This is a genomic window from Klebsiella sp. 1SOBk5mer (genome assembly GCF_046603115.1).
Lineage (GTDB): Bacteria > Pseudomonadota > Gammaproteobacteria > Enterobacterales > Enterobacteriaceae > Klebsiella > Klebsiella quasipneumoniae.
Window position 1 is genome coordinate 74,173 of the sequence record NZ_JBKIUU010000014.1, and the last position, 26,521, is coordinate 100,693.

Below are 26,521 nucleotides of genomic sequence, written 5' to 3' on the forward strand. Positions count from 1 at the left end.
ACAGGGAGTGTTATGAAAAAGCTAATTTTATTTTTCATTGTCGTGCTGGTCCCCTCCTACAGCTGGGCGGTATGCGGGGGGAAAAATTACGGCGATATTTCGATGACTAAGCTGCCTGAAAAAATACTGATCAATGCCGGAAATTATACCGCGGGTACGGTGCTGTATGATTCCGGGAAATTGAATCACGCGCAAACGTATATGCTCAATTGCGAGGGGAAAATTTACGCGGTGTTTGCCTGGTCTTCGGGCAATGCCGGGGCATTGGTCGGCGATAACATCTATACCACCTCGGTGCAGGGGGTCGGGATACGCGTTAAAATGTGGCTTAATATCAGTGGTGAATATGATAACGATACAAATGATTTCGCCCCCGACTCGCAGGTGCATTATATCGGGGATGCCAACTTTGCACTCGGTGAGCCTCGGGGCTTTTTAGATTACTACGCTTCCACCCATTACACCCCGGCGTATCAACTGCAGCTGGTGGCGACTGGCGGCCCGATTGCCAGCAATAGTACATTATCATTTAACGATCCGGTGGCGACGGTATCGGCAAAGGACAGTAATAGCACGGTAGCGATTTCCCAACTGCATATCAGCGGAACCACCAGCATCCAGATGATCCCGATGGGGTGCGTTGTCAGTAGCATCAATCTCAGTTTTGCCATGGGCAGCATCAATACCGGCGAGTTTAATAGCGCGACGAAGGTAGGATCAGCGCGGCAGTCCATGAACCTCTATTGCGAGCCGGGAACCAATGTTTCGATGCGGGTGGTGGCGGCGGAAGCGAGTGGGGATAATCCTGATAACACCGTAATGGCCTTAACGGCAGAAGAGAATGTTGCCACCGGGGTGGGGGTTCAGTTGAATCTGGATGGCGAAGCGCTGCCATTGAATACCGACATCAGCCTCTATACCTCGAGCCGTACGACGGTAACGAACGACGGCGCAGATGCCAGCTATAGCTATTTCACCCATCCCGACAGCCCTGGCGGGGCAGCCGCTCAGCAGTCGCTCGCTTTTTCCACAAACTATTATAAGACGGGAAGTATAGTGACAGCAGGTTCAGCAAATGCAGCAGGGGTGATCACCTTCACCTACAACTGACGGGGGCAGAATAAGCCCCTTCCCCGGCAGGTGCCGGAGAAGGGAAGGCGGCGGTTAATGCGCCTGGCCGCGTTCGATACCGATCCCGGTTTGTGAACGAATGAACTGGGCGCGGAACTGCTCGCGCTCGCGCATTCCTTCCGGTGAGTTATCGGTCGCGGAGAAGAGCCAGATACCGATGAACGCGATAGCGATGGAGAACAGCGCCGGGTATTCATACGGGAACAGCGCTTTCTCATGACCGAGGATCTGCACCCAAATGGTCGGGCCGAGGATCATCAGAATCACCGCCGTCAGCAGACCCAGCCAGCCGCCGATCATCGCCCCGCGGGTGGTCAGCTTCGACCAGTACATCGACAGCAGGATAATCGGGAAGTTACAGCTGGCGGCAATAGAGAACGCCAGGCCGACCATGAAAGCGATATTCTGATTTTCGAACAGGATGCCCAGCAGAATGGCCACCACGCCGAGGATCAGCACCGTAATTTTGGAGACCTTCAGCTCCTGACGCTCGGTCGCCCCTTTACGGAAGACGTTGGCGTACAGGTCGTGCGACACCGCCGAGGCGCCCGCCAGCGTCAAGCCAGCGACCACCGCCAGAATGGTGGCGAAGGCGACCGCGGAGATAAAGCCGAGGAACAGGTTGCCGCCCACCGCATCCGCCAGATGCACCGCCGCCATATTATTGCCGCCGATAAGCTGTCCGGCTGCGTCTTTGAACACTGGGTTCGCGCCGACCAGCATGATGGCGCCGAAGCCGATGATAAAGGTCAGAATATAGAAGTAGCCCATAAAGCCGGTGGCGTAGAACACGCTTTTACGCGCTTCTTTGGCGTCGCTCACGGTGAAGAAACGCATCAGGATATGCGGCAGGCCGGCGGTACCAAACATCAGACCGAGGCCAAGGGAGAGCGCGGATATCGGATCTTTCACCAGCCCACCGGGGCTCATAATCGCCGCGCCTTTCGGGTGGACGGCCATCGCTTCGGTAAACAGATTATTGAAGCTGAAGCCGACGTGCTTCATCACCATAAAGGCCATAAAGCTGGCGCCGAACAGCAGCAGAACCGCTTTGATAATCTGCACCCAGGTGGTCGCCAGCATGCCGCCGAACAGGACATAGAGCACCATCAGGACGCCCACCAGCACCACCGCAACGTGATAGTTAAGGCCGAACAGCAGCTGGATCAGCTTGCCGGCGCCGACCATTTGGGCGATCAGATAGAGGGCCACCACCACCAGCGAGCCGCAGGCGGAGAGGGTGCGGATCGGTCCCTGTTTGAGACGATAGGACGCCACGTCGGCAAAGGTGTAGCGGCCAAGGTTGCGCAGACGTTCGGCAATCAGAAACAGGATAATCGGCCAGCCGACAAGGAAGCCCAGCGAGTAGATCAGACCGTCGTAACCGGAGGTATACACCAGCGCAGAGATACCAAGGAACGACGCTGCCGACATAAAGTCGCCGGCAATCGCCAGCCCGTTCTGGAAACCGGTGATATTGCCGCCGGCGGTGTAGTAATCGCTGCGCGAACGCACCCGTTTTGACGCCCAGTAAGTGATGTACAGGGTCAGGGCGACGAAAATCAGGAACATGACAATCGCCTGCCAGTTGGTCGGCTGGCGCTGTACCGCGCCGGTAATGGCGTCTGCGGCCTGAACGCCGAGGGGCAGCAGCGTGGCGGCGAGCGCCGTCAGGACTCTCTTGATCATGCTTTTACCTCGTTGAGAACGCTCTTGGTCAAACGGTCGAATTCACCGTTGGCCCGCCAGACATAAATACCGGTGAGAACAAACGAAATGACGATCACACCGATGCCCAGCGGGATCCCGCGGGTGACGCTGGTCCCGGCGTGCAGCGGCGTGCCGAGCCAGCCTGGCGCGAAGGCGATAAGCAGAATAAAGCCCACATAGATCACTAACATAATCACTGACAGAATGGCGGCAAACCGTTGCCGTGATGCCACCAGCTCCCTGAAATGCGCACTATTTTCTATCCGCTGACAAAGTTGTTCATTCATCTTAGCGTCTCCAGAGGTCTCCCTTTCGTCATCCACGCAGCGGACGCTGGCGACAGCAACCCCTCCGGCGTTAAAGGCCGGGATACGGTTCGCTGACGGCGTTCCTGCGAGTGAAATCCTGGGGGAGGGACTTATTTTTATCCTCTCCCCGGTGGGGGAGAGGGTGTAGGGAATCGGTCCTTACTTAAGAAGGCATGGTAATGGCCTGCTTCTCTTCGAGCAGTTTTTCCACTACGCCAGGATCGGCGAGAGTCGAGGTATCGCCGAGGTTGCTGGTGTCGCCCGCGGCGATCTTGCGCAGAATGCGGCGCATGATTTTGCCCGAGCGGGTTTTTGGCAACGAATCGGTCCAGTGCAGAACATCCGGCGTCGCCAGCGGGCCAATCTCTTTACGCACCCAGTTACGCACTTCCGCATACAGCTCCGGCGTCGGTTCTTCACCGTGATTGAGCGTCACGTAGGCGTAGATAGCCTGGCCCTTGATGTTGTGCGGAATACCGACCACTGCCGCTTCGGCGATTTTCGGGTGCGACACCAGCGCCGATTCGATCTCGGCAGTACCCAGACGGTGGCCGGAGACGTTCAGAACGTCATCCACGCGGCCGGTGATCCAGTAATAGCCATCTTCATCTCGGCGCGCGCCGTCGCCGCTAAAGTACATATTTTTGAAGGTGGAGAAGTAGGTTTGCTCAAAGCGCTCATGATCCCCGAACAGGGTTCGCGCCTGGCCGGGCCAGGAGTCGGCGATAGCAAGATTGCCCTCGGTGGCGCCATCCAGCGGCAGGCCTTCGTTATCCACCAGCACCGGCTGAACGCCGAAGAACGGGCGGGTAGCGGAGCCAGCCTTCAGCTCAATCGCCCCCGGCAGCGGGGTGATCATAAAGCCGCCGGTTTCGGTCTGCCACCAGGTGTCCATCACCGGGCACTTCTCGTTACCGATCTTCTTCCAGTACCACTCCCAGGCTTCCGGGTTAATGGGTTCGCCGACCGAGCCGAGAATGCGCAGTGAGGAGCGGTCCGTGCCTTCGATAGCCTTGTCGCCTTCCGCCATCAGGGCACGAATCGCCGTCGGAGCGGTATACAGAATGCTGACCTTATGCTTATCGACGACCTGGCACATACGCGCCGGGGTTGGCCAGTTCGGCACCCCTTCGAACATCAGAGTGGTGGCGCCGCAGGCCAGCGGGCCGTACAGCAGATAGCTGTGGCCGGTGACCCAGCCGACATCGGCGGTGCACCAGTAAATATCGCCCGGGTGGTAATCGAAAACGTATTTAAAGGTGGTGGCCGCGTAGACCAGATAGCCGCCGGTGGTGTGCAACACCCCTTTCGGTTTACCGGTGGAGCCAGAGGTATAGAGGATGAACAGCGGATCTTCGGCGTTCATCTCGACGGGGCGGTGTTCGGCGCTGGCGTTCGCCATCAGATCGCTCCACCACAGATCGCGGCCTTCCTGCCAGTCGATTTTACCGCCGGTACGTTTCAGGACCACGACGTGTTCAATGCTGTTGACGTTCGGGTTTTTCAGCGCGTCATCGACGTTTTTCTTCAGCGGGATGGCGCGACCGGCGCGCAGCCCTTCATCCGCGGTGATCACCAGGCGCGAGCTGGAGTCGATAATGCGTCCGGCCACCGCCTCCGGCGAGAAGCCACCGAAAATCACCGAGTGGATGGCGCCGATGCGGGCGCAGGCCAGCATCGCCACCGCGGCTTCCGGCACCATCGGCATATAGATGGCGACCACGTCGCCTTTTTTAATCCCGAGGCCGAGCAGCACATTGGCGAAGCGGCAGACGTCCGCATGCAGTTCACGGTAGGTGATGTGCTTGCTCTGGCTGGCGTCGTCGCCTTCCCAGATGATGGCGGTTTGATCGCCGCGCTCGGCGAGATGGCGGTCGAGGCAGTTGGCGGCGAGGTTAAGGGTGCCGTCTTCATACCATTTGATGGAAATGTTACCCGGCGCAAAGGAGGTATTCTTCACGCGGGTGTAGGGGCGCATCCAGTCAAGGATTTTGCCCTGCTCGCCCCAGAATGTATCAGGGTCGGTTATGGATTGTTGATACTGCGCCTTGTACTGATCCGGGTTAATCAGGCAACGTTCCGCAATGTTAGCGGGAATAGGGTGTTTGTGTATTTGGCTCATGGCTTTTTTTCTCCTTTGAACTTGTTAAATATATGTCAAACAAACGTTAATAGTAGGGGTTTTGGCAGCTTTGTTTGTTAATTGGGGGGCAGATCACGCAATGATTCAACTGAGTGAAATTTCGTCAAATGAAACTTTGAAGTGAAATAATTGCGTAAATGAATTTATAGGAACGGAAGATGTGAAATATTTTTTATTACAAATACTTATGCATTGTAACTGGGGAAAATTCGTGACTTTATGCAGAAAACCAGAAGAAAGCCCTATTCTTAAAGGCTTGCGCAGCATGCCGTGCAAATGATACTGATATTGCGCGTTAAATAACCCCACAAAGCAACGCAACACAATTCATACCCCCTGCAGTGGGTACCATGACGAAAAGGAATGGTGCCTTTCATTGAGGAAGTCTGTAGTGAAGAAAACAAAAAAAGTCAGTCTGGCCTGGCAAATTTTGCTAGCCCTGGTGCTGGGTATCCTTTTGGGCAGTTATCTGCATTACCACGCCGAAAGTCGCGATTGGTTGATTAGCAATTTGCTGACGCCGGCGGGCGATATCTTTATCCATCTGATTAAAATGATCGTAGTCCCGATTGTTATTTCGACCCTGGTGGTCGGGATTGCCGGCGTGGGCGATGCCAAACAGTTAGGCCGGATCGGCGCCAAAACCATTATCTATTTCGAAGTGATCACCACGGTGGCGATCGTGCTGGGTATCACCCTGGCCAACGTCTTCCAGCCGGGAACGGGCATTGATATGTCGCAGCTGGCGGCGGTTGATATTTCGAAATACCAGAACACCACCGCTGAGGTGCAGAGCCATGCGCATGGCCTGATGGGCACCATCCTGTCGCTGGTGCCGACCAACATCGTGGCGTCGATGGCGAAAGGCGATATGCTGCCGATTATTTTCTTCTCGGTGCTGTTTGGTCTGGGGCTCTCCTCGCTGCCGGCGACGCACCGTGAGCCGCTGGTGACGGTCTTCCGCTCCATCTCCGAAACCATGTTCAAAGTCACCCATATGGTGATGCGCTATGCGCCGATCGGGGTGTTCGCCCTGATTTCAGTGACCGTCGCCACCTTTGGTTTCGCCTCGCTGTGGCCGCTGGCCAAGCTGGTGCTGCTGGTTTACTTCGCGATCCTGTTTTTCGCGCTGGTGGTGCTGGGGATTGTCGCCCGCCTGTGCGGCCTGAGCATCTGGATCCTGATCCGCATCCTGAAAGATGAGCTGATTCTGGCTTACTCCACCGCCAGCTCCGAGAGCGTGCTGCCGCGTATTATCGAGAAAATGGAAGCCTATGGCGCGCCGGCGTCGATCACCAGCTTCGTGGTGCCGACCGGCTACTCCTTTAACCTCGATGGCTCAACGCTGTATCAGAGCATCGCGGCGATCTTTATCGCCCAGCTGTACGGCATCGACCTCTCCATCTGGCAGGAGATCACCCTGGTACTGACCCTGATGGTGACCTCGAAAGGGATCGCCGGCGTGCCGGGCGTCTCTTTTGTGGTGCTGCTGGCCACCCTGGGCAGCGTCGGGATCCCGCTGGAGGGCCTTGCCTTTATCGCCGGCGTCGACCGTATCCTCGACATGGCGCGTACCGCGCTGAACGTGGTGGGCAATGCGCTGGCGGTGCTGGTTATCGCCAAGTGGGAGCATAAGTTCGACCGCAAAAAAGCGCTGGCGTATGAACGCGAAGTGCTGGGCAAGTTTGATAAAACCGCGCAATAAAACACAAAGCCCGGCGCGAGCGCCGGGCTTTTTCTTATCCTTTACTGATCCTGTCAAACTCTTCGCAGCCGGTATCAAACCCCTCCAGGCAACTGACGTTAAGCCAGTGCAGCGCCTTCTGCTTATTCGGTTCGATAAAGCCTTTCTCTCCCTGCTGGAACATCATCCCGGCCCAGTATTCGGCATAGCCGGTCCGCGAGAGCGCCGAGCTGCCTTTAAAGTAGGCGCTCGCTTTCACATCATCTTCCGGACCGTGCACGCCGCTGGCGTAGATCAGCCCCAGCAGCATCTGGGCGTCTACCGCCGCATCGCTTTCGCTGTCCCGGGCGGCATCCTGCAGAAGCGTGATGGCGTGCGCCACGTCGGTGGGGCCAGCCTGACGGTTCACCAGCACTCGCGCGAGGACGATCTCCCCGGATTTACTGCCGGCCTCGACGGCTTTTTCCGCCAGCTGGCGGGCCTGCGGATAGTCCGCCTGCTGCGGATTGCGAATTTTTAGCTGCGCCAGCAGGGCCAGCGCGTCGCCATCGCCCTGCGCCGCTGCTTTCTGTGCCCAGAATTCGGCTTTCTGATAATCGCCGGAGCTCACCCAGGTATCCGCAAGGTAATATTGCGCGCGTCGATCGCCGGCTTCCGCCTGCTGTTGATACCGGCTACCCGGTTCGGTGGCCACCGCTGCGCCGCTGGTAATGACCAGTAAAAATAAAAAGAGGTATTTCATTTGTATTTATTATCAGCAAGGAACATAGCGCGCAGTATAAAGGGAGGCGAAAAAGAAGAAAATGACAGGGATCGGTAGGTAGAGCGGATTCGCTCTACCTACCGCAGGTACGCGGGCACGGCGCCGCTTGTATGCCGGGTGGCGGCTGCGCCTGACCCGGCCTGGGGAGGGAGACGCGCCTGCCAACCGTAGGCCCGCGCAAGCGCAGCGCCGCCGGGCGACAGTCTACGGGCACGGCGCCGCTTGTATGCCGGGTGGCGGCTGCGCCAGATCCGGCCTACGCATCGCGCGAGCCGGATCAGGCCGCCGCACCTTAACCCATCGCGCTTTCGCGCAGGCGGGATTTCAGCTTGTTGTACTCGTCGATCACGTACTGTTCCGCCGCGCGCTGATCGGCAATCCGCTCAACGTTGACCGCGCAGTACTTGTACTCCGGCGTTTTGGTTATCGGGCTCAGGTTCTCCGACACCAGCTCGTTACAGGCGCCAATCCACCACTGGTAGGTCATATACACCGCGCCTTTGTTCGGCCGGTCGCTGACCTGCGCGCGGGTGATGATCCGACCCTTGCGCGAATTCACCCACACCAGCGCTTCATCCTCAATGCCTAACCGTTCGGCGTCGGCGGTGTTGATCTGCGCATAGCCAGGCTCATCCGCCAGCGCCGCCAGCGCCGCGCAGTTACCGGTCATTGAACGGCACGAGTAGTGGCCGACTTCGCGCACCGTCGACAGCACCATCGGGTACTCGTCGGTGAGCTTATCGATCGGCGCGACCCAGTCGCAGGTGAAGAACTGCGCCAGCCCGTTCGGGGTATCGAACTTCTCTTTAAACAGATACGACGTCCCCTGATCGGCGTCGGACTCATCGCGGCACGGCCACATGACGTAGCCAAGCTCACCCATTTTCTCGTAGGTGGCGCCGTAGAAGTCCGGGCACAGATGCCGCAACTCGTCCCAGATCTCCTGGGTGTTGTTATAGTGCATCGGATAACCCATCCGGGTGGCGATTTCGCTGATGATCTGCCAGTCGGTTTTCAGATCCCACTTCGGCTCTACCGCTTTAAAGAAGCGCTGGAAGCCGCGGTCCGCTGCGGTGTACACGCCTTCGTGCTCGCCCCACGAGGTGGACGGCAGGATGACGTCGGCCGCGGAGGCGGTTTTGGTCATGAAAATGTCCTGGACGATAACCAGCTCCAGATCGTCGAACGCTTTGCGCACCGCCGACAGTTCGGCATCGGTCTGCAGCGGATCTTCACCCATAATGTACGCCGCCCGCACTTCGCCGTGCGCCGCGCGGTGCGGCAGCTCGCTGATGCGATAGCCGGTATGTGCCGGCAGGCTGTCGACGCCCCAGGCTTTGGCGAACTTCTCGCGGTTTTCCGGGAACTTAACGTACTGATAGCCCGGATAAGTATCCGGCAGCGCCCCCATATCGCAGGCGCCCTGGACGTTGTTCTGGCCGCGCACCGGGTTGACGCCGACGCTCGGTTTGCCGAGGTTGCCGGTGAGGATCGCCAGGCTGGTCAGGGAACGCACGGTCTCCACGCCCTGGTAGAACTGGGTCACGCCCATGCCCCACAGAATGGCGGCGGATTTGGCGCTGGCGTACATCCGGGCGCAGGCGCGGATCTCCTGGGCGCTGACCCCGGTGATCTCCTCCACCGACTCCGGCGTATAGCCTTCAACGATTTTGCGATACTCCTCGAAGCCTTCGGAACGGCTGGCGACGAAGGATTTATCGTACAGATCCTCTTCAATAATCACGTGGCCAATGGCGTTGAGCAGCGCGATATTCGAGCCGTTCTTCAGCGCAATGTGCATATCGGCGATGCGCGCGGTTTCAATTTTGCGCGGGTCGCAGACGATAATTTTCGCCCCGTTGCGTTTAGCGTTAATGACGTGATTCGCCACGATAGGGTGGGAATCCGCCGGGTTGTAACCGAAGATAAACACCAGATCGGTGTTATCAATCTCCGTGATGGCATTACTCATGGCGCCATTACCGACCGACTGGTGCAGACCTGCAACCGAAGGGCCGTGTCAGACGCGGGCGCAGCAGTCGACGTTATTGGTACCAATAACGGCGCGCGCGAATTTTTGCATCACATAGTTGGTTTCATTACCGGTACCGCGGGAGGAGCCGGTGGTTTGGATCGCATCCGGGCCATATTTGGCTTTAATGGCGCTGAGGCGAGTGGCGACGTAATCCAGCGCCTCATCCCAGGAGACAGCTTCCAGCTTGCCGCCGCGTTGACGACGGATCATGGGGGTTTTCAGGCGCGGCGTCAGGATCTGGGTATCGTTAATAAAGTCCCAGCCATAATAGCCCTTCAGGCACAGGGTTCCCTGGTTGGTTTTCCCCTGCGCCGCTTCAGCCCGAACGATTTTGCCGTTATCGACCACCAGGTTGATTTTGCAACCTGATGCGCAATACGGGCAAACCGTGACGACTTTTTTCATCGGTCTTGCTCCAGTTATTCAATGGGCGCGTTTGCGCTATCGCGCCGTCACTATGCATCTTCTATGCCATATTTTCATTGTGGGTATTCCTTGATGATACGTGGCTTTTTTGGGCGAAATGCTGACGAAAAACAGCCTGTCGACAGATTTGACGTGTCGATACCCTGGAGATGTGACGGCGCTTGAAAAAATGTCACCGGGAGAGGAATTTGTCGGCGCAGCCTTGCAGAATCGATCAGACTGACACTAACTCCCCGCGGGCAGAGGCAAAGATGAAACCGGTCATTTTAGTGGTTGATGACGACATAGCGATGGGCGAGCTGCTCAGCGATGTGCTCGGCGCGCACGCGTTTGAGGTGCTGGTCTGCCAGACCGGCGGCGACGCGCTGGCGACGGTGGCGCAGCGGGCGGACATCGCGCTGGTTTTGCTGGATATGATCCTGCCGGATACCCATGGTCTGCAGGTGCTCCAGCAGCTGCAGCGCACACGGCCTGAGCTGCCGGTGGTGATGCTCTCCGGCCTGGGCAGCGAGTCCGATGTGGTGGTGGGCCTGGAGATGGGCGCCGATGATTACATCGCCAAACCGTTCAGTTCGCGGGTGGTGGTCGCCCGGGTGAAGGCGGTGCTGCGGCGCAGCGGGGCGCTGGCCAGCGAGGCGCCGGGCGGCGTCGCCGGCCTGACGTTCAACGGCTGGCGGCTGGATACCACCCGCTGTGAGCTGTATAACCCACAGCAGCAGGCGATCCCGCTGACCCAGGGAGAATACGGTTTGCTGCTGGCGCTGGCGCAGAACGCCCGCCGGGTGCTGAACCGTGAACAGCTGCTGGCGCTAACCCATACCGAAAGCACCGAGGTGTTCGATCGCACCATCGATGTGCTGATCATGCGCCTGCGGCGCAAAATCGAATTGAACCCGCATCAGCCGACGCTGATTAAAACGCTGCGCGGCCTGGGCTATGTCTTTTCCGCCGACGTGACCCACAGCGAGAAGGCGGCGTAGGGCGGGGGCTGTCTAACCGGCCTGCCCATTGCTGGCGGTGTTAACCCCTCTCACTATTCTGCAACTGAATAAACGCCTGCAGCTCAGAGAGCGTTTTGGCGCCGTCGATCGCATTGGCGGCCTGCAGGCTGGCGCGGGCGCAGGCATGAGCCAGCTGCAGACTGTCGGTTAACGGCCAGCGTTCGTGGCTGCCGTACAGCAGGCCGGCGCAGAAGGCATCTCCGGCGCCGACGCTGCCGACAATCTCCTCCGGCGGCAGCCGCCATGACGGTACCCAGCGCCCGGCTTCGGTACGGGAGACGCCCCATGCCCCCTCCGGACAGTGGATCACCACCCGCTGGCGCACGCCTGCGTCAAGCAATGCGCTGGCGGCGCGGGCGATATGGGCGACGTGCGGCTCGCCGTTGGGTAGACGAATCTCCAGCCCGCTAAACTCGCTGGCTTCCAGCTCATTGATGGTCAGGTAGTCAAGATGTGCCAGCGCCGGCAGGACCAGCGGGCGGTAGCGCGGGTCGCCCTTGCGCGACACCAGATCGAGGGAAACCTCATAGCCTCGCTCGCGCATCTGCGCCAGCAACCGCGCGCTGCGGGTGCCGTACTCTTCGTCGGGGCGATCGAGACTCTCAAGCAGCAGCAGATAGCCGAGATGGAAAATTTTCAGCGGCGCATCCAGCGGCTCAAAGGCCGGAAGGTCAAGCAGGCGGTTGGCGCCGGGAGAGTGAAAGAAGGTGCGCTGGCCTTCGGCGTCGGTCATCACCTGAGTCATCGAGGTGGGAGCGGAGCTGGTGCGCTGCACAAGCTGGCGATTGATATGATACTGATCGAGCATGGCGGTAATGTAGTCGCCATCGTTATCCTCGCCAATCAGGCCGACCGCCAGCAGCGGCAGTCCGGCGTGCATTTTGGCCAGGGTCAGCAGGACATTCAGCGGCGCGCCGCCGGTGGCGCGTTCGCTGTGAATAATTTCCACCAGCCAGCCGCGCTCCGGCCACTGTCTGATCTGGTGAACATGATCGACCAGCATGTTGCCTGCGGCAATGATGCCTTTGCGTTCCATGATCGCTACTCCGCGCCGTCATACCTGTTAAGCGTAGCGCACAATCGACGGAACGATTGTGCGCCCGGTTGCGCTTATTTCACGGTCCAGCCTTTGTAAGAGCTGACGTTGTTTTTGTCGATCATGGTCACCGGGATCAGCACCGGCGCGGTTGGGGCCGGTTTGCCCTGCAGGATGTTGTAGCCAATTTCCACCGCCTTCGCCGCCATCACCTGCGGATCCTGCGCCGGCGTCGCGACGAACAGCGAGTTCTTACGCTTCAGCGCCTCTTCGCCGTCCGGGCTGCCGTCGACGCCGACGATGAAGAACTCGCTGCGCTGCGCCTGTTTCGCCGCCAGATCGGCGCCAATCGCCGTCGGATCGTTGATCGCGAACACGCCGTCAATCTTCGGATTGGCCGCCAGCAGGGAGGTCATCACCTCCAGTCCGCCTTCCCGGCTGCCTTTCGCGTTCTGGTTGGAGGACAAAATTTTAATATCCGGGTGTTTTTTGAACTCCGTTTCGCAGCCTTCGACGCGGTTTTGTACCGCGGAGACCGGCGGCCCGTTGATGATCACCACGTTGCCTTTGTTGTTCAGACGGTCGCTAATGTATTTACAGGCCAGCTCGCCCGCCTGGGTGTTATCGGAGGTGATGGTGGCGTCGGCCCCTTCGGCGGCAACGTCAACCGCCACCACCACGATCCCGGCCTCTTTGGCCCGCTTCACCGCCGGGCCAATGCCTTTCGAATCGGCGGCGTTGAGGATAATCATATCGACCCTGGCGGCGATAAAGTTGTCGATCTGCGCCACCTGCTGGCCCAGGTCGTAGCCGCTGGAGACCAGCGTCACTTTGACGTTATCCCCCGCCAGCTTGCGGGCTTCCAGCTCCGCGCCCTTGGTGATCTGCACAAAAAACGGGTTGGCAAGGTCGCCCACCGTCACGCCTATCGCTTTCAGCTCTTTGGCCGACGCAAAGGGGGAGGCGGCCAGCAGCGCGCCAGCACACAGCGCGGTGACTATCGGTTTTAAACGCATTCGCTTTTCCTCGCAGGTAAGATGGTGTTGTTATGCACTTTGATGGTGTCGGGTACGGTATTTGTCGATCAGCACCGCAATGATGATCACCGCCCCTTTGATCACCAGTTGCCAGAAGTAGGAGACCCCCATCAGGGTCATACCGTTATTGAGGGTGGCGATAATCAGCGCCCCCACCAGCGTACCGGTGATGGTGCCGATGCCGCCGACGAAGCTGGTGCCGCCGAGAATGACCGCGGCGATGGCGTCCAGCTCGTAGCCGACCCCGAGGTTGCCGTTGGCGCTGTACAGCCGGGAGGCGCTCATCACCCCGCCAAGGCCGGAGAGCAGGCCGCTCATGCCATAGACAAACAGCAGCACCAGCCAGACTTTGATGCCGGTCAGCCGCGCCGCCTGCATGTTGCCGCCCACCGCGTAGATATGCACCCCAAGGGTGGTTCGGCGCAGGATAAACCAGCACACCGCGATAACCGCCAGGGCGATGACCACCAGCCACGGCACCGGGCCGAGGTAGTCATTGCCGATCCACTCGAAGCTGATATCGGAGTTGATTACCGTGGTGCCGTCGGCCAGCAGATAGGCGGCGCCGCGCAGCGCCGTGTAGGTACCGAGGGTGACGATAAACGGCGGTAGCCCGGCGAAGGCCACCAGCGCGCCGTTGAACAGCCCAAGCAGCAGGCCGAGCATCAGCGCCGCCGGAATCGACAGCAACGCCAACTCCGGGATCAGCGAGACCACCATTGCCGCCACCGCGGTGGTGCCGAGAATGGAGCCGACGGAGAGGTCAATGCCGCCGGTGAGGATGATAAAGGTCATTCCCGCCGCCAGCACAATGTTGATCGAGGCCTGGCGGGTGATATTCAGCAGATTGCTTTCCGTGAAGAAGTTGGGGGCGATAAAGCCGAAAACGGCGACGATCAGGATGAGGATCGGCAGAATGCCGACGGTCTGCATCAGGTCGCCCATCAGCATTTTTTTCGCCGAAGCGGATGTCGCGACCGGCGCGGAGGTCTCTTTCGGTATGCTCATAGTTGCCCTGCCTTAAGGTGAGAATCGTTCACGCCGGTGGCCAGCGTCATGATCTGTTCCTGGCTGATATCGCCGGACTGCAGCTCGCCGGCGATAGTCCCTTCGCGCATCACATAGACCCGGTCGCTCATGCCCACCACTTCAGGCAGTTCGCTGGAGATCATCAGAATAGCGACGCCCTGGCGCGCCATGTCGTTCATGATGCGGTAAATCTCGCTTTTCGCGCCGACGTCGACGCCGCGGGTGGGTTCATCGAGGATCAGAATGCGTGGGCCAATCGCCACCCAGCGCGAAATTAACAGCTTCTGCTGGTTGCCGCCGGACAGTCCGCCGGCGCGCACCTGGGCGTGAGGCACGCGGATGTTCAGCAGCTGGATGGCGTCATCGGAAATAGTTTGCGCCTTACGGCGGTTGAGCATCCCCCAGGTCGCGTCGCGTTCCAGCGTCGCCATGGTGATGTTTTCCTGGGCCGCCAGTTCGAGAAACAGGCCCTGCTCTTTGCGATTTTCGGTCAGAAAGCCGATTCCATGGTCGATGGCTTCGCGCGGCGAGTGGATCACCACCGGCTCGCCGTCGATCTCGATCACCCCGCCGGTGGCTTTGCGCACGCCAAAGATCAGCTGCGCCAGCTCGGAGCGTCCGGCGCCGACCAGCCCGGCGAGGCCGACGATTTCGCCAGCATGCACCACCAGGCTGCTGGGCTTAACTTTGCCGCCATCGGTCAGATCCTCGACCCGCAGGCGCGGCTGGCCGCGGGGAATATCGCGCGCTTTATTGAACAGATCGCTGAGCGGACGGCCGACCATCATGCGCACCAGCTCCGGCGCATTGAGCTTGTCGCGCACCAGGCTGCCGACATACTGCCCATCGCGCAGGACGCTGACCCGGTCGGAGAGCTCATACACTTCCGCCATGCGGTGGCTGATATAGATGATCGCCATGCCCTCGTCACGCAGGCGCAGGATGAGGTCGAACAGGCGCTGGGTTTCCCGCGAGGAGAGGGCGGCGGTGGGTTCATCCATCACCAGAATGCGGCTTTGACGGTGCAGAGCGCGGGCGATCTCCACCTGCTGCTGTTCGGCGATGGTCAGGGTCATCACCCGGTCGCTGGCCTTGAACTGGGCGCCGAGACGGTCGATCACCGCCTGCGCCTGGCTGAGCATCGCTTTGCGCTGCACCAGGCCACCGCGCGCCAGCTCGCTGCCGAGAAAGATGTTTTCCGCGACGGTCAGGTTCGGCGCCAGCTGCATCTCCTGGTAGATCAACGTGATCCCGGCGGCCAGCGCGTCCTTGGGGCCGCGGATCGTTTGCGGTTTTCCGTCGATCAGGATCTCGCCGCTGGTGGCGGTATAGGCGCCGGCGAGGATCTTCATCAGCGTGCTTTTTCCGGCGCCGTTTTCCCCCATCAGGGCATGGATCTCGCCGGGCCAGACCGTCAGGTCGACGCCCTTCAGCGCGTAGAATTTGCCAAAAGCTTTGGCGATATGGCGCATTTCCAGTACCGGGGTGGCGGTCATCACGGCGCTCCTGTCTGCGAGAACAATAGCTGCAGTCCACCACCAGAAAATAAATGCAGGATGTCAGAATCCATTCATATTTGTCATAGTGATAAATAGTTAACCGCGATCACAGTTACGCGGCGTCATTTTCTGCACCGTCACGCTTATCTGCCGACCGTTCCTTCACCGGAGTTGCTATGACCGCTCGCCGACACCCGTTTTTCACCAGCGCCCGTGGCCGCCTGCTCTCCTTTAATCTGCTGATGGTGGTCGTCACCCTGCTGGTGAGCGGCGTGGCGGTGTTCGGCTTTCACCACGCCAGCCAGCTGCAGGAGCAGGTGCAGCGCCAGACCCTCAACGATATGCGCGGCAGTATGGATCTGGCGCGGGACACGGCGAATGTCGCCACGGCGGCGGTGCGCCTGTCGCAGGTGGTGGGCGCGCTGGAGTACAAAAGCGAAGCGGAACGGCTGCTGGCGACGCAGCAGGCGCTGAAGCACTCGCTGGCCCAGCTGGCGGCGGCCCCGCTGGCGCAGCAGGAGCAGGCGCTGGTGGCCAGTATTATTCGCCGTAGCAACGCGCTGCAGCAGAGCGTGGCGGAGATGCTGGAGCGCGGCCAGCGCCGCCATCTGCAGCGCAATGCGCTGCTGAGTTCGCTTTACCAGAATCAGAGCAACCTGCGCCATCTCGCCGATCTTAACGATCGCGGCGGGGAGCGGGCGATCGATCCTCGCCGGCTGGCCGAGATGGACCGGCTGATTGTCGCCGCGATCCATACCGTCACGCCGCGGTCGATCGTCCTGCAGCTCGACCAGCTGCGCGGCGACCTGCCGGCCCATAGCGCCGATCCCGCGCTGGCGTTTGTTCTCCCCGACGTCACCCGGGAGCTGGCGAAACTTGCCCCGCTGTCGGCCCAGCTGGAGGAGAGCGACCTGACGATCAGCTGGTACATGTACCACATCAAAGCGCTGGTCGCGCTGCTTAACGACGACATCAATCAGTACGTGACCCGGGTGGCGGAAGCCTCCGAACAGCGGGCGGCGCAGAGCCATCGGGAGCTGCGCTCCATCAGCATGTTTATTCTGCTTTCCGCGCTGCTGGCGCTGGCGATCACCGGCTGCGCCGGGTGGTACATCTACCGTAACCTGGGCTCTAACCTGACCGCTATCTCGCGGGCGATGTCGCGGCTGGCTCAGGGAGAGCCGAACGTCTCGGTGCCGGCCCTGCAGCGGCGCGACGAGCTGGGCGAACTGGCGCGCGCCTTTAACGTTTTCGCCCGCAATACGGCGTCGCTGGAGCACACCACCCGGCTGCTGAAAGAGAAGACCACCCAGATGGAGATCGATCGGATTAAGCGCCAGGAGCTGGAGGAGGCGCTGCTGCACAGCCAGAAGATGAAGGCCGTCGGCCAGCTGACCGGAGGCCTGGCGCATGATTTTAACAACCTGCTGGCGGTGATCATCGGCAGCCTTGAGCTGGTGGAGCCGAATGCGCAGGATGCGCCGCGCCTCACCAGGGCGCTGAAGGCGGCGGAACGCGGGGCGCTGCTGACCCAGCGGCTGCTGGCCTTTTCGCGCAAGCAGGCGCTGCATCCCCAGGCGGTGGCGATGGCGCCGCTGCTGGAGAACCTCAGCGAGCTGATGCGCCACTCCCTGCCGGCGACCTTGAGCCTGGAGATTGAGGCGCAGTCGCCGGCATGGCCGGCATGGATAGACGTCGGCCAGCTGGAAAACGCCCTGATCAATCTGGTGATGAACGCCCGCGACGCCATGGCCGGGCGCACGGGCGTCATTAAAATTCGCACCTGGAATCAGCGGGTCACTCGCAGCAGCGGCCAGCGGCAGGATATGGTGGCCCTGGAGGTGATCGATCACGGCAGCGGCATGTCGCAGGCGGTGAAAGCCCGGGTGTTTGAACCCTTCTTCACCACCAAAGCCACCGGCAGCGGCAGCGGCCTGGGGCTGTCGATGGTGTATGGCTTTGTGCGCCAGTCGGGCGGCCGGGTGGCGCTGGAAAGCGCGCCGGGGCAGGGGACGACGGTGCGGCTGCAGCTGCCCCGGGCGATGACCGAGGTCGGGAAGGCGGTGGCGCCGGTGGAAGACGAACCCATCCCAGCGGGAGAGCGGCTGGCGCTGGTGCTGGAGGATGAAGAGGATGTTCGCCAGACGCTGTGCGAACAGCTGCATCAGCTGGGCTGGCTGACGCTGGAAACCACCAGCGGGGAAGAGGCGCTGCAGCTGCTGGAGGCCTCGCCGGATATCGCCCTGTTGATCAGCGATTTGATGCTGCCCGGCGCGCTGAGCGGCGCCGATGTGATTCATACCGCCCGACGCCGCTTTCCGGCGCTGCCGGTACTGCTGATCAGCGGTCAGGATTTGCGCCCGGCGCAGAACCCGGCCCTGCCGGAGGTGGAGTGGCTGCGTAAGCCCTTTACCCGCGCCCAGCTGGCGCAGGCGCTAAGCGCGGCGTACGCGAGGATTTGAGATTCCTCCGCTACCCGGGCGGCATGCCGTTGATTAAGGTAGCGGCAGGACTCTGATGAGATTGGCCCCGATGAAACGTTACGCAACCGCACTGCTCTTTTGCACTCTGTCGCTGACCAGCCTGGCCGCTCGCGCCGATATTATCGATGACGCGATCGGCAATATTCAGCAAGCCATTAACGACGCCTATAACCCGGGCAGTAGCCGTTCCAGTGACGACGACGACAGAGACAACGACGATGGCCGTTATGATGACGGGCGCTATCAAGGGAGCCGCCAGCAGAGTCGTGACAGCCAGCGTCAGTATGACGATCGGCAACGCCAGCTGGACGATCGCCGCCGTCAGCTGGATGAACGCCAGCGCCAGCTCGATCGCGATCGCCGCCAGTTAGAAAGCGATCAGCGTCGTCTGGACGATGACTATTGATCGCCCCGCTGCAGACCGACGCTTAATCCAGTACTATTTCCATCCCGTCATAGCCCGCTTCGAAACCTTCCGGTAGCGGGTTATCCATCATCCAGACGTCAAACTGATGGCTGATATGGGTGAGGATCACTCGCGGACAGCCTATCGCCTGGTTAAGGGCGCGAACGGTAGTGAAATCGTTGTGGTTACGCGGGGTCTGCGCGCGCGGCTCATGGCTGCAGTCGATGATCATCGCCTGCGGGCGATTGTTGAGTAAAAACTTCAGCGTCTTGTCCGGCAGCCCGGCGGTATCCGAGAGCCAGGCCACCCGACTGTGGGCCGACTCCAGCAGATAACCGAAGGTGAGCTTCGAATGGTTGAGCGGCAGGGGCGTCACCCGCAGGCCCTGCAGCTCAAACACCACAAACGGCGTGACGGTATGGCTGAAGTCGAGCAGACCGGGGTGCTTGAGCAGATCGTCGCAGCCGGCGTCGTCCGGCGGGCCATAGACCGGGATCGGCCCGCCCACGCCCCAGCGCAGCGGAAACAGCCCCTGCACATGATCCAGGTGATAGTGGGTTAGCAGCACTTGCTGAAAGCTGCCGGCGGGATGATGTTCCATCAGATCCGGCCTGCCGGCGTCCAGCAGCGTCACTGCGCTGTTGAACGTCACCACCCCGCTGCAGGGGCGGCGGCGATGGCTTTCCTCACGGCGGGCGCGGCGGCAGGCCGCGCAATCGCAGCCGAAGACCGGCACCAGCTGAGCGCCGCCGGTGCCGGTTAAGCGGAGGGTCAGGCTCATCGTGTCACCTTGTGTTTATACCAGCGGATCCGCTTCGCGCACCGCGTGGCTGCGCAGCAGGCGGAAAAATTCATCGACCGATTGTCGGAGACTGCCGTCGTTATTCAGCGTCAGGCAATCGTCCGGCTTATAGCGCGCGGCGCGGTCCAGACGCTGGGCGATGTCCACCGCATTTTCCCGGCCGCGCTGCTCCAGCCGCTGGCGCAGCACCGGCGGCGAGACGGCGAGACAGATCGGCACCAGCACCTCGCCGTAGCGTTCCCGCGCCAGCGCCAGATGGGCGCGGGATCCATTGGCCACCACGTCGAAGCCGGCGTGCAGCCAGAGGTCGATCTCCACGCCAATGCCATAGTAAGTATGGTTGGCGTGCCAGCTGAGGGCAAAGAGATGCTGCTCGGCGCGGGTAAAAAATTCATGTTCGCTGAGGGCGATATGGTTTTCGTTACCGGCGTTAAAGGGCCGGGTAATGTAACGATGCGCCACCAGCAGCTGCGGGTGCTCGCGCTGGCGCAGCGCCGCCAGCAGGCTGTCTTTACCGGAGCCGGAGGGCCCCACCAGCCAAATCAGTTTCCCCGGCATTAAAAGACCCTCCTTCCCTGGCGCCAGACATGGTCGATGTGGACATGCTCGCCGCGACGGTGCGCCAGCACCAGGTCGGCGCGTTTCCCCTCGGCGATGACGCCGCGATCGTCAAGGCCCAGCGCCTGCGCCGGATGTTTGCTGACCAGACGGATCGCCTGCGCCAGGGTGAAGGCGTTATCCTCGGCGTCGGCGATGCGGAATGCGGCATCCAGCAGGCTGGCGGGGTAGTAGTCGGAAGAGAGAATGTCGAGCAAACCGTGATTCGCCAGCTGGTGGGCGGCGACGTTGCCGGAGTGGGAACCGCCGCGCACGATATTCGGCGCCCCCATCAGGACGTGCATCCCGTGCTGACGTGAAGCCTGCGCCGCGACCAGGGTGGTAGGAAACTCGGCGATCACGCTACCCAACTGGTGGGATTCAGCCACATGCGCCTCGGTGGCGTCGTCGTGGCTGGCGAGGGCGATACGGCGGGCGCGGCACATGGCGGCAATGGTCTGGCGATTGGGCTGCGACCAGGTAGCGGCCAGGGCCATCTGCTCGGCTTCAAAACGATCCATCTCGTCATGCGTCAGATGGTACTTTCCCTGATAGTAATCGCGGTACTTGCTGCGATCGGCATACTGGCGCTGGCCCGGGGAGTGATCCATCAGCGAGACCATGCTCACCGATTCGCGCTCGATCAGCTTTTCAAACAGCGGCAGCGTGGTGTGATGCGGCAGCTCGCAGCGCAGGTGCAGACGGTGCTCGGCGCGGTTAAGACCACGCTTTTGCGTCTCTTCCACCGCATTGACCATCTTCTCCAGATTCTCAAGACGATCGCCGCCATCGCGCACGTCGCCAATCGCCACGGCGTCGAGCACGGTGGTGATGCCGCTGGCGACCATCATTGCATCGTGGCTGCTCATCGCCGAGTGGGCCGGCCAGTCCACCTTCGGTCGCGGGGTAAAGAATTTGTCGAGGTTATCGGTATGCAGTTCGATAAGGCCCGGCAGCAGCCAGCCGCCTTCGCCATCCAGCGCCTGCGGCAGCCGGCTCTGGCTTTCCGCGAAGGCGAGAATGCGACCGCCCTGGACTTCCAGCGAACCGTGTACCACGTCGTCGTCGAGAACCAGTTTTACGTTATTGATAATCATGCTGTCATTCCCATGGGGTGCAGCCGGTCGGCGACCTGGCGGCGTACCCCTTCGTCATGGAAAATCCCGACGATGGCCGCGCCGCGCGCTTTGGCATCGTGGATCAGGTCGACCACGGCAGCACTGTTTTTGGCATCCAGTGAGGCGGTGGGTTCATCGAGGAGCAGGATCGGATAGTCGACCGCAAAACCGCGGGCGATATTGACCCGCTGCTGTTCGCCGCCGGAAAAGGTCGACGGCGCAAGATGCCACAGACGTTCGGGAACGTTGAGGCGGGTCAGCAGCTGGGCGGCTTTGGCGGCGCTCGCTTCACGCGGCGTCCCGAGGTCGAGCAGCGGCTGCATCACCACCTCCAGCGCCGAAATGCGCGGGATCACCCGCAGAAACTGGCTGACCCAGCCGATGGTGGTTTGACGCACTTCCAGCACCTTGCGCGGCGTGGCGGTGACCAGATCGACCCATTCGTCGCCGTGGCGGATATGAATATGGCCGCTGTCCGGCAGATAGTTGGCGTACAGCGAGCGCAGCAGGGTCGATTTGCCGCTGCCGGAGTGGCCATGGAGCACCACGCACTCCCCGGCGTTAACGGTCAGCGAGGCGTCGGCCAGCACCGGCAGACGCACGCCGTGCTGCTGGTGCAGAACAAAGGTTTTATGAATGTTTTCAACGCGGATCATGTTAGCCCTCACGGGGTTGAGTTGCCGGGTGGCGCTTCGCTGACCCGGCCTACGAATAACGCATCTGCAGGCCGGGTCAGGCGCAGCCGCCGCCCGGCAAAACAGCGTCAGTTCTGCAATACCGACGACACCAACAGCTGGGTGTAAGGGTGATGCGGATCGTCGAGCACCCGGTCGGTTAAGCCACTCTCCACCACCTGGCCCTGCTTCATCACCAGCAGTCGGTTCGCCAGCAGGCGGGCGACGCCGAGATCGTGGGTGACAATCACCACCGCCAGATTCAGCTCCACCGCCAGGCCGCGCAGCAGGTCAAGCAGCCGCGCCTGCACGGACACATCCAGCCCGCCGGTGGGTTCATCCATAAACACCAGCTTCGGCTGGGTGACGAGATTGCGGGCGATCTGCAGGCGCTGCTGCATGCCGCCGGAAAAGGTGGTGGGCAGGTCGTCGATGCGCGAGGGCGGGATCTCCACCTCCTGCAGCCACTTTTCGGCGGTGGCGCGAATGTTGCCGTAGTGGCGCGCGCCGGTGGCCATCAGCCGTTCGCCGATGTTGCCCCCGGCGGAGACCTGGCGACGCAGGCCGTCCATTGGGTGCTGATGCACCACCCCCCATTCGGTGCGCAGCAGGCGGCGGCGTTCGGCTTCGCTCATGGCGTACAGCGAGCGCTGCTGGTACAGCACCTCGCCCCGCTGCGGCGTCAGGCGGGCGGAAATCGCCTTCAGCAGGGTGGTTTTACCGGATCCGGACTCCCCAACGATGCCGAGCACTTCCCCCGGCCACAGTTCGAAGGAGACGTCGCGGAAGCCTTTATCCGGGGCATAGAGATGGGTCAGGTGATTGACGGCAAGTAACGGCTGGCTCATTTTTTCTGCCCCTCGCTCTGCTGGCGGCAATAGTCGGTATCGGAGCAGACAAACATTCGCTGGCCGCTGTCATCCAGCACCACTTCGTCGAGGTAGCTGTGGCGTGAGCCGCAGATGGCGCAAGGCTCATCCCACTCCTGGACGGTAAACGGATGGTCGTCGAAATCGAGACTTTCCACCGGGGTATAGGGCGGCACGGCGTAGATCCGCTTTTCGCGCCCGGCGCCGAACAGCTGCAGCGCCGGCATCATGTGCATTTTCGGGTTATCGAATTTCGGGATCGGCGAGGGGTCCATCACGTAGCGGCCATTGACCTTCACCGGGTAGGCGTAGGTGGTGGCGATATGGCCGAAGCGGGCGATATCTTCATACAGTTTCACCTGCATCACGCCGTACTCTTCCAGGGCGTGCATAGTGCGGGTTTCGGTTTCGCGCGGCTCGATAAAGCGCAGCGGCTCCGGGATCGGCACCTGATAGATCAGGATCTGATCCTCCACCAGCGGCGTCTCCGGGATGCGGTGGCGGGTCTGGATCAGGGTGGCGTCTTCAGTGCGCTCAGTGGTGGCGACGCCGGTCACGCGCTTAAAGAACTGGCGGATCGACACCGCGTTGGTGGTGTCATCGGCGCCCTGGTCAATCACCTTCAGCACGTCGTTCTCGCCGATGACGCTGGCGGTCAGCTGGATGCCGCCAGTGCCCCAGCCGTAGGGCATCGGCATTTCGCGACCGCCGAACGGCACCTGATAGCCGGGAATGGCTACCGCTTTGAGAATAGCCCGGCGGATCATGCGCTTGGTTTGCTCGTCGAGATAAGCAAAGTTATAGCCAGTCAGTGGGTTAGCCACGTTCGTTCTCCCGTTGCAGGCGTTTCAGCAGCGCCAGTTCGGCCTGGAAATCGACATAGTGCGGTAGCTTTAGATGCGAGACGAAGCCGGCGGCTTCAACGTTATCGGCGTGGGCCAGCACAAACTCTTCATCCTGGGCGGGACCGGCAATCTCTTCGTCATAGTCCGCCGCCTGCAGGGCGCGGTCGACGAGGGCCATGGCCATCGCTTTGCGCTCGCTCATGCCGAAGGTCAGACCGTAGCCGCGGGTGAAGTGCGGCGGTTCATCCTGCGGGGCGACGAAGCCGTTGACCATTTCGCATTCGGTCAGCAGCAGCTCGCCAATATTGACGCTAAAGCCTAGCTCTTCCGGGACAATCTCCACCTGCACGTAGCCGCTGCGGATCTCGCCGGCAAACGGATGGTTGCGGCCATAGCCGCGCTGAGTCGAATAGGCCAGCGCCAGCAGGTAGCCTTCATCGCCGCGCATCAGCTGCTGCAGGCGCGAAGAACGCGAGCAGGGGTAGACCGGCGGGGTGCGGGTGATATCGTCGGGCGGTGTGCCGCGATCTTCCTCGGCCTTCGCCAGCCCCTGCTGCGTGAGCAGGCTGAAAACATGCGGCGAGGTCGGCGCTTCGCTATCGGCTTTCGGCACAGACGGCGCGTCGCCGTTCGCCAGCAGGGTAAAATCGAGCAGGCGGTGGGTGTAGTCGTAGGTAGGGCCCAGCAGCTGACCGCCGGGGATATCTTTGTACACTGCCGAGATGCGGCGTTCGAGACGCATTCCGGCGGTGTCGATCGGTTCGCTAACCGCCAGCCGCGGCAGGGTGGTGCGGTAGGCGCGCAGCAGGAAGATCGCTTCGACGTTATCGCCGCTGGCCTGCTTGAGCGCCAGCGCCGCCAGTTCGCGATCGGCGATGCCGCCCTCGGTCATCACCCGGTCCACCGCCAGATTGAGCTGGTCGCTTATCTGGTCAACGCTCAGTTCGGGAAGCCGTCCATCGCCCCGTCGTTTCTGTTCCTGTAAGGCGTGAGCGGCGCGGATCGCCTTCTCGCCGCCCTTGACGGCAACGTACATTTAGCAAACCTCCACGTGGGTGGTGCGCGGGATCGCCAGCAGGCGCTCGCCGCAGGTGAGGATCAGGTCAATGCCCAGCGGGAACGGGTGCGGGCGCTCCGTCAGTTCGTCAATGATGCAGTCCGGCAGCTGAGGGGCGATCATTCGCTCTTCGGCAATGCCTGCCCCGGTCAGGCGCAGCATGCGCCCGCCGCTCAGGCTGGCGAGCTGGACGATCAGCGTGACGCCGGTCTCCGGGGCGGTGACGGTGCCCGCGGAGAGGACGTTGAGCTGCTCGGCGCTGATGCCGTCATTGGCGACCGCAAAGACCGCCTGCTGCGGCTGGTCCACCAGCGGCGCGCCGGTATGGAAGCGCAGATTCTGTCCCACCAGATCGTTATGCAGGGCGCTGGCGAGCCAGACCGGCGTTTCGTGATCGGCAAGGGTCAACAGCAGGCTGGTGGAGGCGACGTTCAGCGGCTGCCAGCCGTGCTGCAATTGCTGCAGGGAGACAATCACCCCCGGCTCGCTCATCGCTTTCAGCAGGCGACGAAAACTGTGTTGGGCATCCTGCACAGCCAGGGTAAAAGCGGGTTGTAAGGTCATGCGTTATCTCCGCGAACCAGGGTAAAGAAGTCGACCCGGCTGGCGTTGACTTCGGCGCGTCGGGCTTCAATGCGCGCGCTGCGTAGCGCTTCCAGCGGGGTTATCAGGGTTTCCATTAAATTGTGAAAATGGCGGGGCGACTGCAGCAGGGCGTCGATGGCCGCGCAGCGTTCGGCGTGCGGGCGGTCGCGGCCTAAGATCCAGCTGTAGCCGAGCGTACCATCGGCCAGACGTACCGCCGCCCGGGTGAGCGTGGCGTCGCCGGCGAAGAAACGGTCGCCGATACCGCCCATCCGGGCCTGAAGCTGCACCAGGCCTGTCTCGGGAGAGCGGATCAGCTCATACTCCGGCGCCAGCTGCAGGGCGTGCATGCGTGCCAGAAGATCTTGCGGTTCACTGTGGGCCAGCACGGACATCCAGCGCTGGCGGGTGGCGGTATCGAAGTGCATTCAGTGCTCCATGGTGAATTCAATCATGTCGGCGCGGGTCAGGCTGACGGAGTATTCGGTGACGGCCTGCTCGCCCTGGCGGCTGTTGAGGGTGCGCACGCAGAGCAGCGGCGCCATATTGGGGATCTCCAGCAGCTTGCTCTCTTTCGCTTGCGCGCGACGGGCGCTGATTTTGGTGCGCACCCGGGTCAGTTCGACGTCAAGCCGATCGCGGAGCAGGTTGTGCAGCGAGCCGTGGCTGAAGGTCTGCAACACCGGCCAGAAGCGCAGGTCGGCGAAGTAGTGGTCAATCAGGCACAGGGCGACGCCATTGACCCGGCGCAGGGTGCGCAGGTGGATGACATTCTCGCCCTCGGTAATGCCAAAGGCCTCGGCAACGTGCGCGCTGGCGGGGCGCAGTACCGACAGCAGTTTTTCGCTGGTGGGATCGCTGCCTTGTTCCAGCAGGTTCTGGCTGAACCGCGCCTGGGCATTGAGCGGGTAATCGATCGGCCGCATCAGCACCAGCACGCCGACGCCCTGACGGCGTTGTACCCAGCCGCGCTCAACCAGCTGGTCGATAGCCCGACGCAGGGTATGGCGGTTTACGTCGAAGCGCGTCGCCAGCTGCTGCTCGGCGGGCAGATAGTCGCCGCAGCGATAGTGGTGGCGCAGCTCCTGCTCAAGCCGGGCGGCGATTTCCTGATAGCGCGTGGGATAACTGGTCGGATGTCTGGACAGGTGCATGGTCATCAAGCCTCACACAGCATAGGCGAGGAGCCTCCTCGCGTTGTGAGCCGATCCTGACCGGTTTATGTTGCAGTTCTGTTAAGTGATGATGACTAAAGGATGAAGAGTTAATGCCAGACGGATGAC

At 61.2% G+C, this 26,521-nt stretch carries 24 protein-coding genes and 1 pseudogene; 6 read left to right on the forward strand and 19 right to left on the reverse strand.

Annotation, left to right across the window (positions count from 1 at the left end):
• Window positions 1-12: 12 nt before the first annotated feature.
• Entirely contained in the window at window positions 13-1,110 is a 1,098-nt protein-coding gene (locus ACLH1U_RS22605; protein ID WP_085551761.1) for a type 1 fimbrial protein, read from the forward strand.
• Window positions 1,111-1,164: 54 nt separating this feature from the next.
• Here ACLH1U_RS22605 and actP read toward each other — a convergent pair whose 3' ends face one another.
• From actP to acs, 3 genes are all read right to left on the reverse strand, one after another.
• A complete protein-coding gene (actP, locus tag ACLH1U_RS22610; RefSeq protein ID WP_032429245.1) occupies window positions 1,165-2,817 on the reverse strand; it encodes a cation/acetate symporter ActP in 1,653 nt (550 codons plus the stop codon).
• Window positions 2,817-3,128, reverse strand: a complete 312-nt coding sequence (locus ACLH1U_RS22615; protein WP_004206350.1) for a DUF485 domain-containing protein — start codon at window positions 3,126-3,128, stop codon at window positions 2,817-2,819. The genes actP and ACLH1U_RS22615 overlap by 1 nt, the downstream gene beginning before the upstream one ends.
• Window positions 3,129-3,312: 184 nt before the next feature.
• Window positions 3,313-5,271: an acetate--CoA ligase gene (acs, locus tag ACLH1U_RS22620; protein WP_004206352.1), complete on the reverse strand. Its 1,959-nt coding sequence runs from the start codon at window positions 5,269-5,271 to the stop codon at window positions 3,313-3,315.
• Window positions 5,272-5,371: 100 nt separating this feature from the next.
• Here acs and ACLH1U_RS22625 point away from each other — a divergent pair.
• Together ACLH1U_RS22625 and gltP are read left to right on the forward strand one after the other, a co-directional pair.
• Window positions 5,372-5,572 (forward strand): annotated as a pseudogene (locus tag ACLH1U_RS22625) (hypothetical protein).
• A 111-nt stretch (window positions 5,573-5,683) separates the two neighbouring features.
• Window positions 5,684-6,997: a glutamate/aspartate:proton symporter GltP gene (gltP, locus tag ACLH1U_RS22630; RefSeq protein ID WP_004206354.1), complete on the forward strand. Its 1,314-nt coding sequence runs from the start codon at window positions 5,684-5,686 to the stop codon at window positions 6,995-6,997.
• Window positions 6,998-7,031: 34 nt separating this feature from the next.
• Here the strand turns inward: gltP and ACLH1U_RS22635 are convergent, their stop codons facing one another.
• Both ACLH1U_RS22635 and fdhF read right to left on the reverse strand, forming a co-directional pair.
• On the reverse strand, window positions 7,032-7,718 hold the full coding sequence (locus ACLH1U_RS22635; protein WP_032454575.1) for a tetratricopeptide repeat protein: 687 nt from the start codon (window positions 7,716-7,718) through the stop codon (window positions 7,032-7,034).
• A 313-nt stretch (window positions 7,719-8,031) separates the two neighbouring features.
• Window positions 8,032-10,179: a formate dehydrogenase subunit alpha gene (fdhF, locus tag ACLH1U_RS22640; RefSeq protein WP_077598907.1), complete on the reverse strand. Its 2,148-nt coding sequence runs from the start codon at window positions 10,177-10,179 to the stop codon at window positions 8,032-8,034.
• 272 nt (window positions 10,180-10,451) lie between these two features.
• Between fdhF and ACLH1U_RS22645 the strand changes: the two genes are divergently transcribed.
• Entirely contained in the window at window positions 10,452-11,180 is a 729-nt protein-coding gene (locus ACLH1U_RS22645) for a response regulator (protein WP_044525150.1), read from the forward strand.
• 40 nt (window positions 11,181-11,220) lie between these two features.
• Here ACLH1U_RS22645 and ACLH1U_RS22650 read toward each other — a convergent pair whose 3' ends face one another.
• From ACLH1U_RS22650 to ACLH1U_RS22665, 4 genes are all read right to left on the reverse strand, one after another.
• A complete protein-coding gene (locus ACLH1U_RS22650; protein ID WP_411299471.1) occupies window positions 11,221-12,237 on the reverse strand; it encodes a carbohydrate kinase family protein in 1,017 nt (338 codons plus the stop codon).
• Window positions 12,238-12,311: 74 nt separating this feature from the next.
• The gene (locus ACLH1U_RS22655; protein ID WP_032454582.1) at window positions 12,312-13,253 is read right to left on the reverse strand and encodes an ABC transporter substrate-binding protein; all 942 of its coding nucleotides are present in this window, start codon (window positions 13,251-13,253) and stop codon (window positions 12,312-12,314) included.
• A gap of 30 nt (window positions 13,254-13,283) precedes the next feature.
• Window positions 13,284-14,282 (reverse strand): ABC transporter permease subunit, encoded by a 999-nt coding sequence (locus tag ACLH1U_RS22660; protein WP_023291658.1) that lies wholly within the window; start codon window positions 14,280-14,282, stop codon window positions 13,284-13,286.
• The gene (locus ACLH1U_RS22665) at window positions 14,279-15,799 is read right to left on the reverse strand and encodes a sugar ABC transporter ATP-binding protein (RefSeq protein WP_044525151.1); all 1,521 of its coding nucleotides are present in this window, start codon (window positions 15,797-15,799) and stop codon (window positions 14,279-14,281) included. Before ACLH1U_RS22665 ends, ACLH1U_RS22660 begins: the two co-directional genes overlap by 4 nt.
• A gap of 179 nt (window positions 15,800-15,978) precedes the next feature.
• On the opposite strand from ACLH1U_RS22665, the gene ACLH1U_RS22670 reads away from it, so the two are divergent.
• Both ACLH1U_RS22670 and yjdP read left to right on the forward strand, forming a co-directional pair.
• On the forward strand, window positions 15,979-18,264 hold the full coding sequence (locus ACLH1U_RS22670; protein WP_032454585.1) for an ATP-binding protein: 2,286 nt from the start codon (window positions 15,979-15,981) through the stop codon (window positions 18,262-18,264).
• 70 nt (window positions 18,265-18,334) lie between these two features.
• Window positions 18,335-18,691 carry a DDRRRQL repeat protein YjdP gene (gene yjdP / locus ACLH1U_RS22675; protein ID WP_032429059.1) on the forward strand — a complete coding sequence of 119 codons (357 nt, stop codon included), beginning with the start codon at window positions 18,335-18,337 and terminating at the stop codon, window positions 18,689-18,691.
• Window positions 18,692-18,713: 22 nt separating this feature from the next.
• Here yjdP and phnP read toward each other — a convergent pair whose 3' ends face one another.
• The 10 genes from phnP to phnF form a co-directional block, all read right to left on the reverse strand.
• Entirely contained in the window at window positions 18,714-19,472 is a 759-nt protein-coding gene (phnP, locus tag ACLH1U_RS22680; RefSeq protein WP_023291662.1) for a phosphonate metabolism protein PhnP, read from the reverse strand.
• Window positions 19,473-19,487: 15 nt separating this feature from the next.
• Window positions 19,488-20,051: a ribose 1,5-bisphosphokinase gene (phnN, locus tag ACLH1U_RS22685; RefSeq protein WP_004206368.1), complete on the reverse strand. Its 564-nt coding sequence runs from the start codon at window positions 20,049-20,051 to the stop codon at window positions 19,488-19,490.
• Window positions 20,051-21,187, reverse strand: a complete 1,137-nt coding sequence (gene phnM / locus ACLH1U_RS22690; protein WP_032454587.1) for an alpha-D-ribose 1-methylphosphonate 5-triphosphate diphosphatase — start codon at window positions 21,185-21,187, stop codon at window positions 20,051-20,053. The genes phnN and phnM overlap by 1 nt, the downstream gene beginning before the upstream one ends.
• Window positions 21,184-21,864, reverse strand: coding sequence for a phosphonate C-P lyase system protein PhnL (phnL, locus tag ACLH1U_RS22695; RefSeq protein ID WP_023291665.1), 681 nt, complete (start codon window positions 21,862-21,864; stop codon window positions 21,184-21,186). The genes phnM and phnL overlap by 4 nt, the downstream gene beginning before the upstream one ends.
• 107 nt (window positions 21,865-21,971) lie before the next feature.
• The gene (gene phnK / locus ACLH1U_RS22700; RefSeq protein ID WP_023291666.1) at window positions 21,972-22,730 is read right to left on the reverse strand and encodes a phosphonate C-P lyase system protein PhnK; all 759 of its coding nucleotides are present in this window, start codon (window positions 22,728-22,730) and stop codon (window positions 21,972-21,974) included.
• The gene (locus tag ACLH1U_RS22705; protein WP_002885202.1) at window positions 22,727-23,575 is read right to left on the reverse strand and encodes an alpha-D-ribose 1-methylphosphonate 5-phosphate C-P-lyase PhnJ; all 849 of its coding nucleotides are present in this window, start codon (window positions 23,573-23,575) and stop codon (window positions 22,727-22,729) included. Before ACLH1U_RS22705 ends, phnK begins: the two co-directional genes overlap by 4 nt.
• Window positions 23,568-24,632, reverse strand: coding sequence for a carbon-phosphorus lyase complex subunit PhnI (locus tag ACLH1U_RS22710; protein WP_023291667.1), 1,065 nt, complete (start codon window positions 24,630-24,632; stop codon window positions 23,568-23,570). The genes ACLH1U_RS22705 and ACLH1U_RS22710 overlap by 8 nt, the downstream gene beginning before the upstream one ends.
• Entirely contained in the window at window positions 24,633-25,217 is a 585-nt protein-coding gene (phnH, locus tag ACLH1U_RS22715; RefSeq protein WP_008807244.1) for a phosphonate C-P lyase system protein PhnH, read from the reverse strand. It abuts the gene before it with no gap.
• Complete coding sequence (gene phnG, locus ACLH1U_RS22720; RefSeq protein ID WP_032454588.1) at window positions 25,214-25,666, reverse strand: phosphonate C-P lyase system protein PhnG; 453 nt, start codon at window positions 25,664-25,666, stop codon at window positions 25,214-25,216. Before phnG ends, phnH begins: the two co-directional genes overlap by 4 nt.
• Window positions 25,667-26,392, reverse strand: a complete 726-nt coding sequence (gene phnF / locus ACLH1U_RS22725) for a phosphonate metabolism transcriptional regulator PhnF (RefSeq protein ID WP_072421275.1) — start codon at window positions 26,390-26,392, stop codon at window positions 25,667-25,669.
• Window positions 26,393-26,521: the final 129 nt, after the last annotated feature.

Coding starts and splice junctions, on each gene's coding strand:
- ACLH1U_RS22605 (WP_085551761.1), top strand. CDS start 13: ATGAAAAAGCTAATTTTATTTTTCATTGTCGTGCTGGTCCCCTCCTAC.
- ACLH1U_RS22615 (WP_004206350.1), bottom strand. CDS start 3,128: ATGAATGAACAACTTTGTCAGCGGATAGAAAATAGTGCGCATTTCAGG.
- acs (WP_004206352.1), bottom strand. CDS start 5,271: ATGAGCCAAATACACAAACACCCTATTCCCGCTAACATTGCGGAACGT.
- ACLH1U_RS22635 (WP_032454575.1), bottom strand. CDS start 7,718: ATGAAATACCTCTTTTTATTTTTACTGGTCATTACCAGCGGCGCAGCG.
- ACLH1U_RS22645 (WP_044525150.1), top strand. CDS start 10,452: ATGAAACCGGTCATTTTAGTGGTTGATGACGACATAGCGATGGGCGAG.
- ACLH1U_RS22650 (WP_411299471.1), bottom strand. CDS start 12,237: ATGGAACGCAAAGGCATCATTGCCGCAGGCAACATGCTGGTCGATCAT.
- ACLH1U_RS22655 (WP_032454582.1), bottom strand. CDS start 13,253: ATGCGTTTAAAACCGATAGTCACCGCGCTGTGTGCTGGCGCGCTGCTG.
- ACLH1U_RS22660 (WP_023291658.1), bottom strand. CDS start 14,282: ATGAGCATACCGAAAGAGACCTCCGCGCCGGTCGCGACATCCGCTTCG.
- ACLH1U_RS22665 (WP_044525151.1), bottom strand. CDS start 15,799: ATGACCGCCACCCCGGTACTGGAAATGCGCCATATCGCCAAAGCTTTT.
- ACLH1U_RS22670 (WP_032454585.1), top strand. CDS start 15,979: ATGACCGCTCGCCGACACCCGTTTTTCACCAGCGCCCGTGGCCGCCTG.
- yjdP (WP_032429059.1), top strand. CDS start 18,335: ATGAAACGTTACGCAACCGCACTGCTCTTTTGCACTCTGTCGCTGACC.
- phnP (WP_023291662.1), bottom strand. CDS start 19,472: ATGAGCCTGACCCTCCGCTTAACCGGCACCGGCGGCGCTCAGCTGGTG.
- phnN (WP_004206368.1), bottom strand. CDS start 20,051: ATGCCGGGGAAACTGATTTGGCTGGTGGGGCCCTCCGGCTCCGGTAAA.
- phnM (WP_032454587.1), bottom strand. CDS start 21,187: ATGATTATCAATAACGTAAAACTGGTTCTCGACGACGACGTGGTACAC.
- phnL (WP_023291665.1), bottom strand. CDS start 21,864: ATGATCCGCGTTGAAAACATTCATAAAACCTTTGTTCTGCACCAGCAG.
- phnK (WP_023291666.1), bottom strand. CDS start 22,730: ATGAGCCAGCCGTTACTTGCCGTCAATCACCTGACCCATCTCTATGCC.
- ACLH1U_RS22710 (WP_023291667.1), bottom strand. CDS start 24,632: ATGTACGTTGCCGTCAAGGGCGGCGAGAAGGCGATCCGCGCCGCTCAC.
- phnH (WP_008807244.1), bottom strand. CDS start 25,217: ATGACCTTACAACCCGCTTTTACCCTGGCTGTGCAGGATGCCCAACAC.
- phnG (WP_032454588.1), bottom strand. CDS start 25,666: ATGCACTTCGATACCGCCACCCGCCAGCGCTGGATGTCCGTGCTGGCC.
- phnF (WP_072421275.1), bottom strand. CDS start 26,392: ATGCACCTGTCCAGACATCCGACCAGTTATCCCACGCGCTATCAGGAA.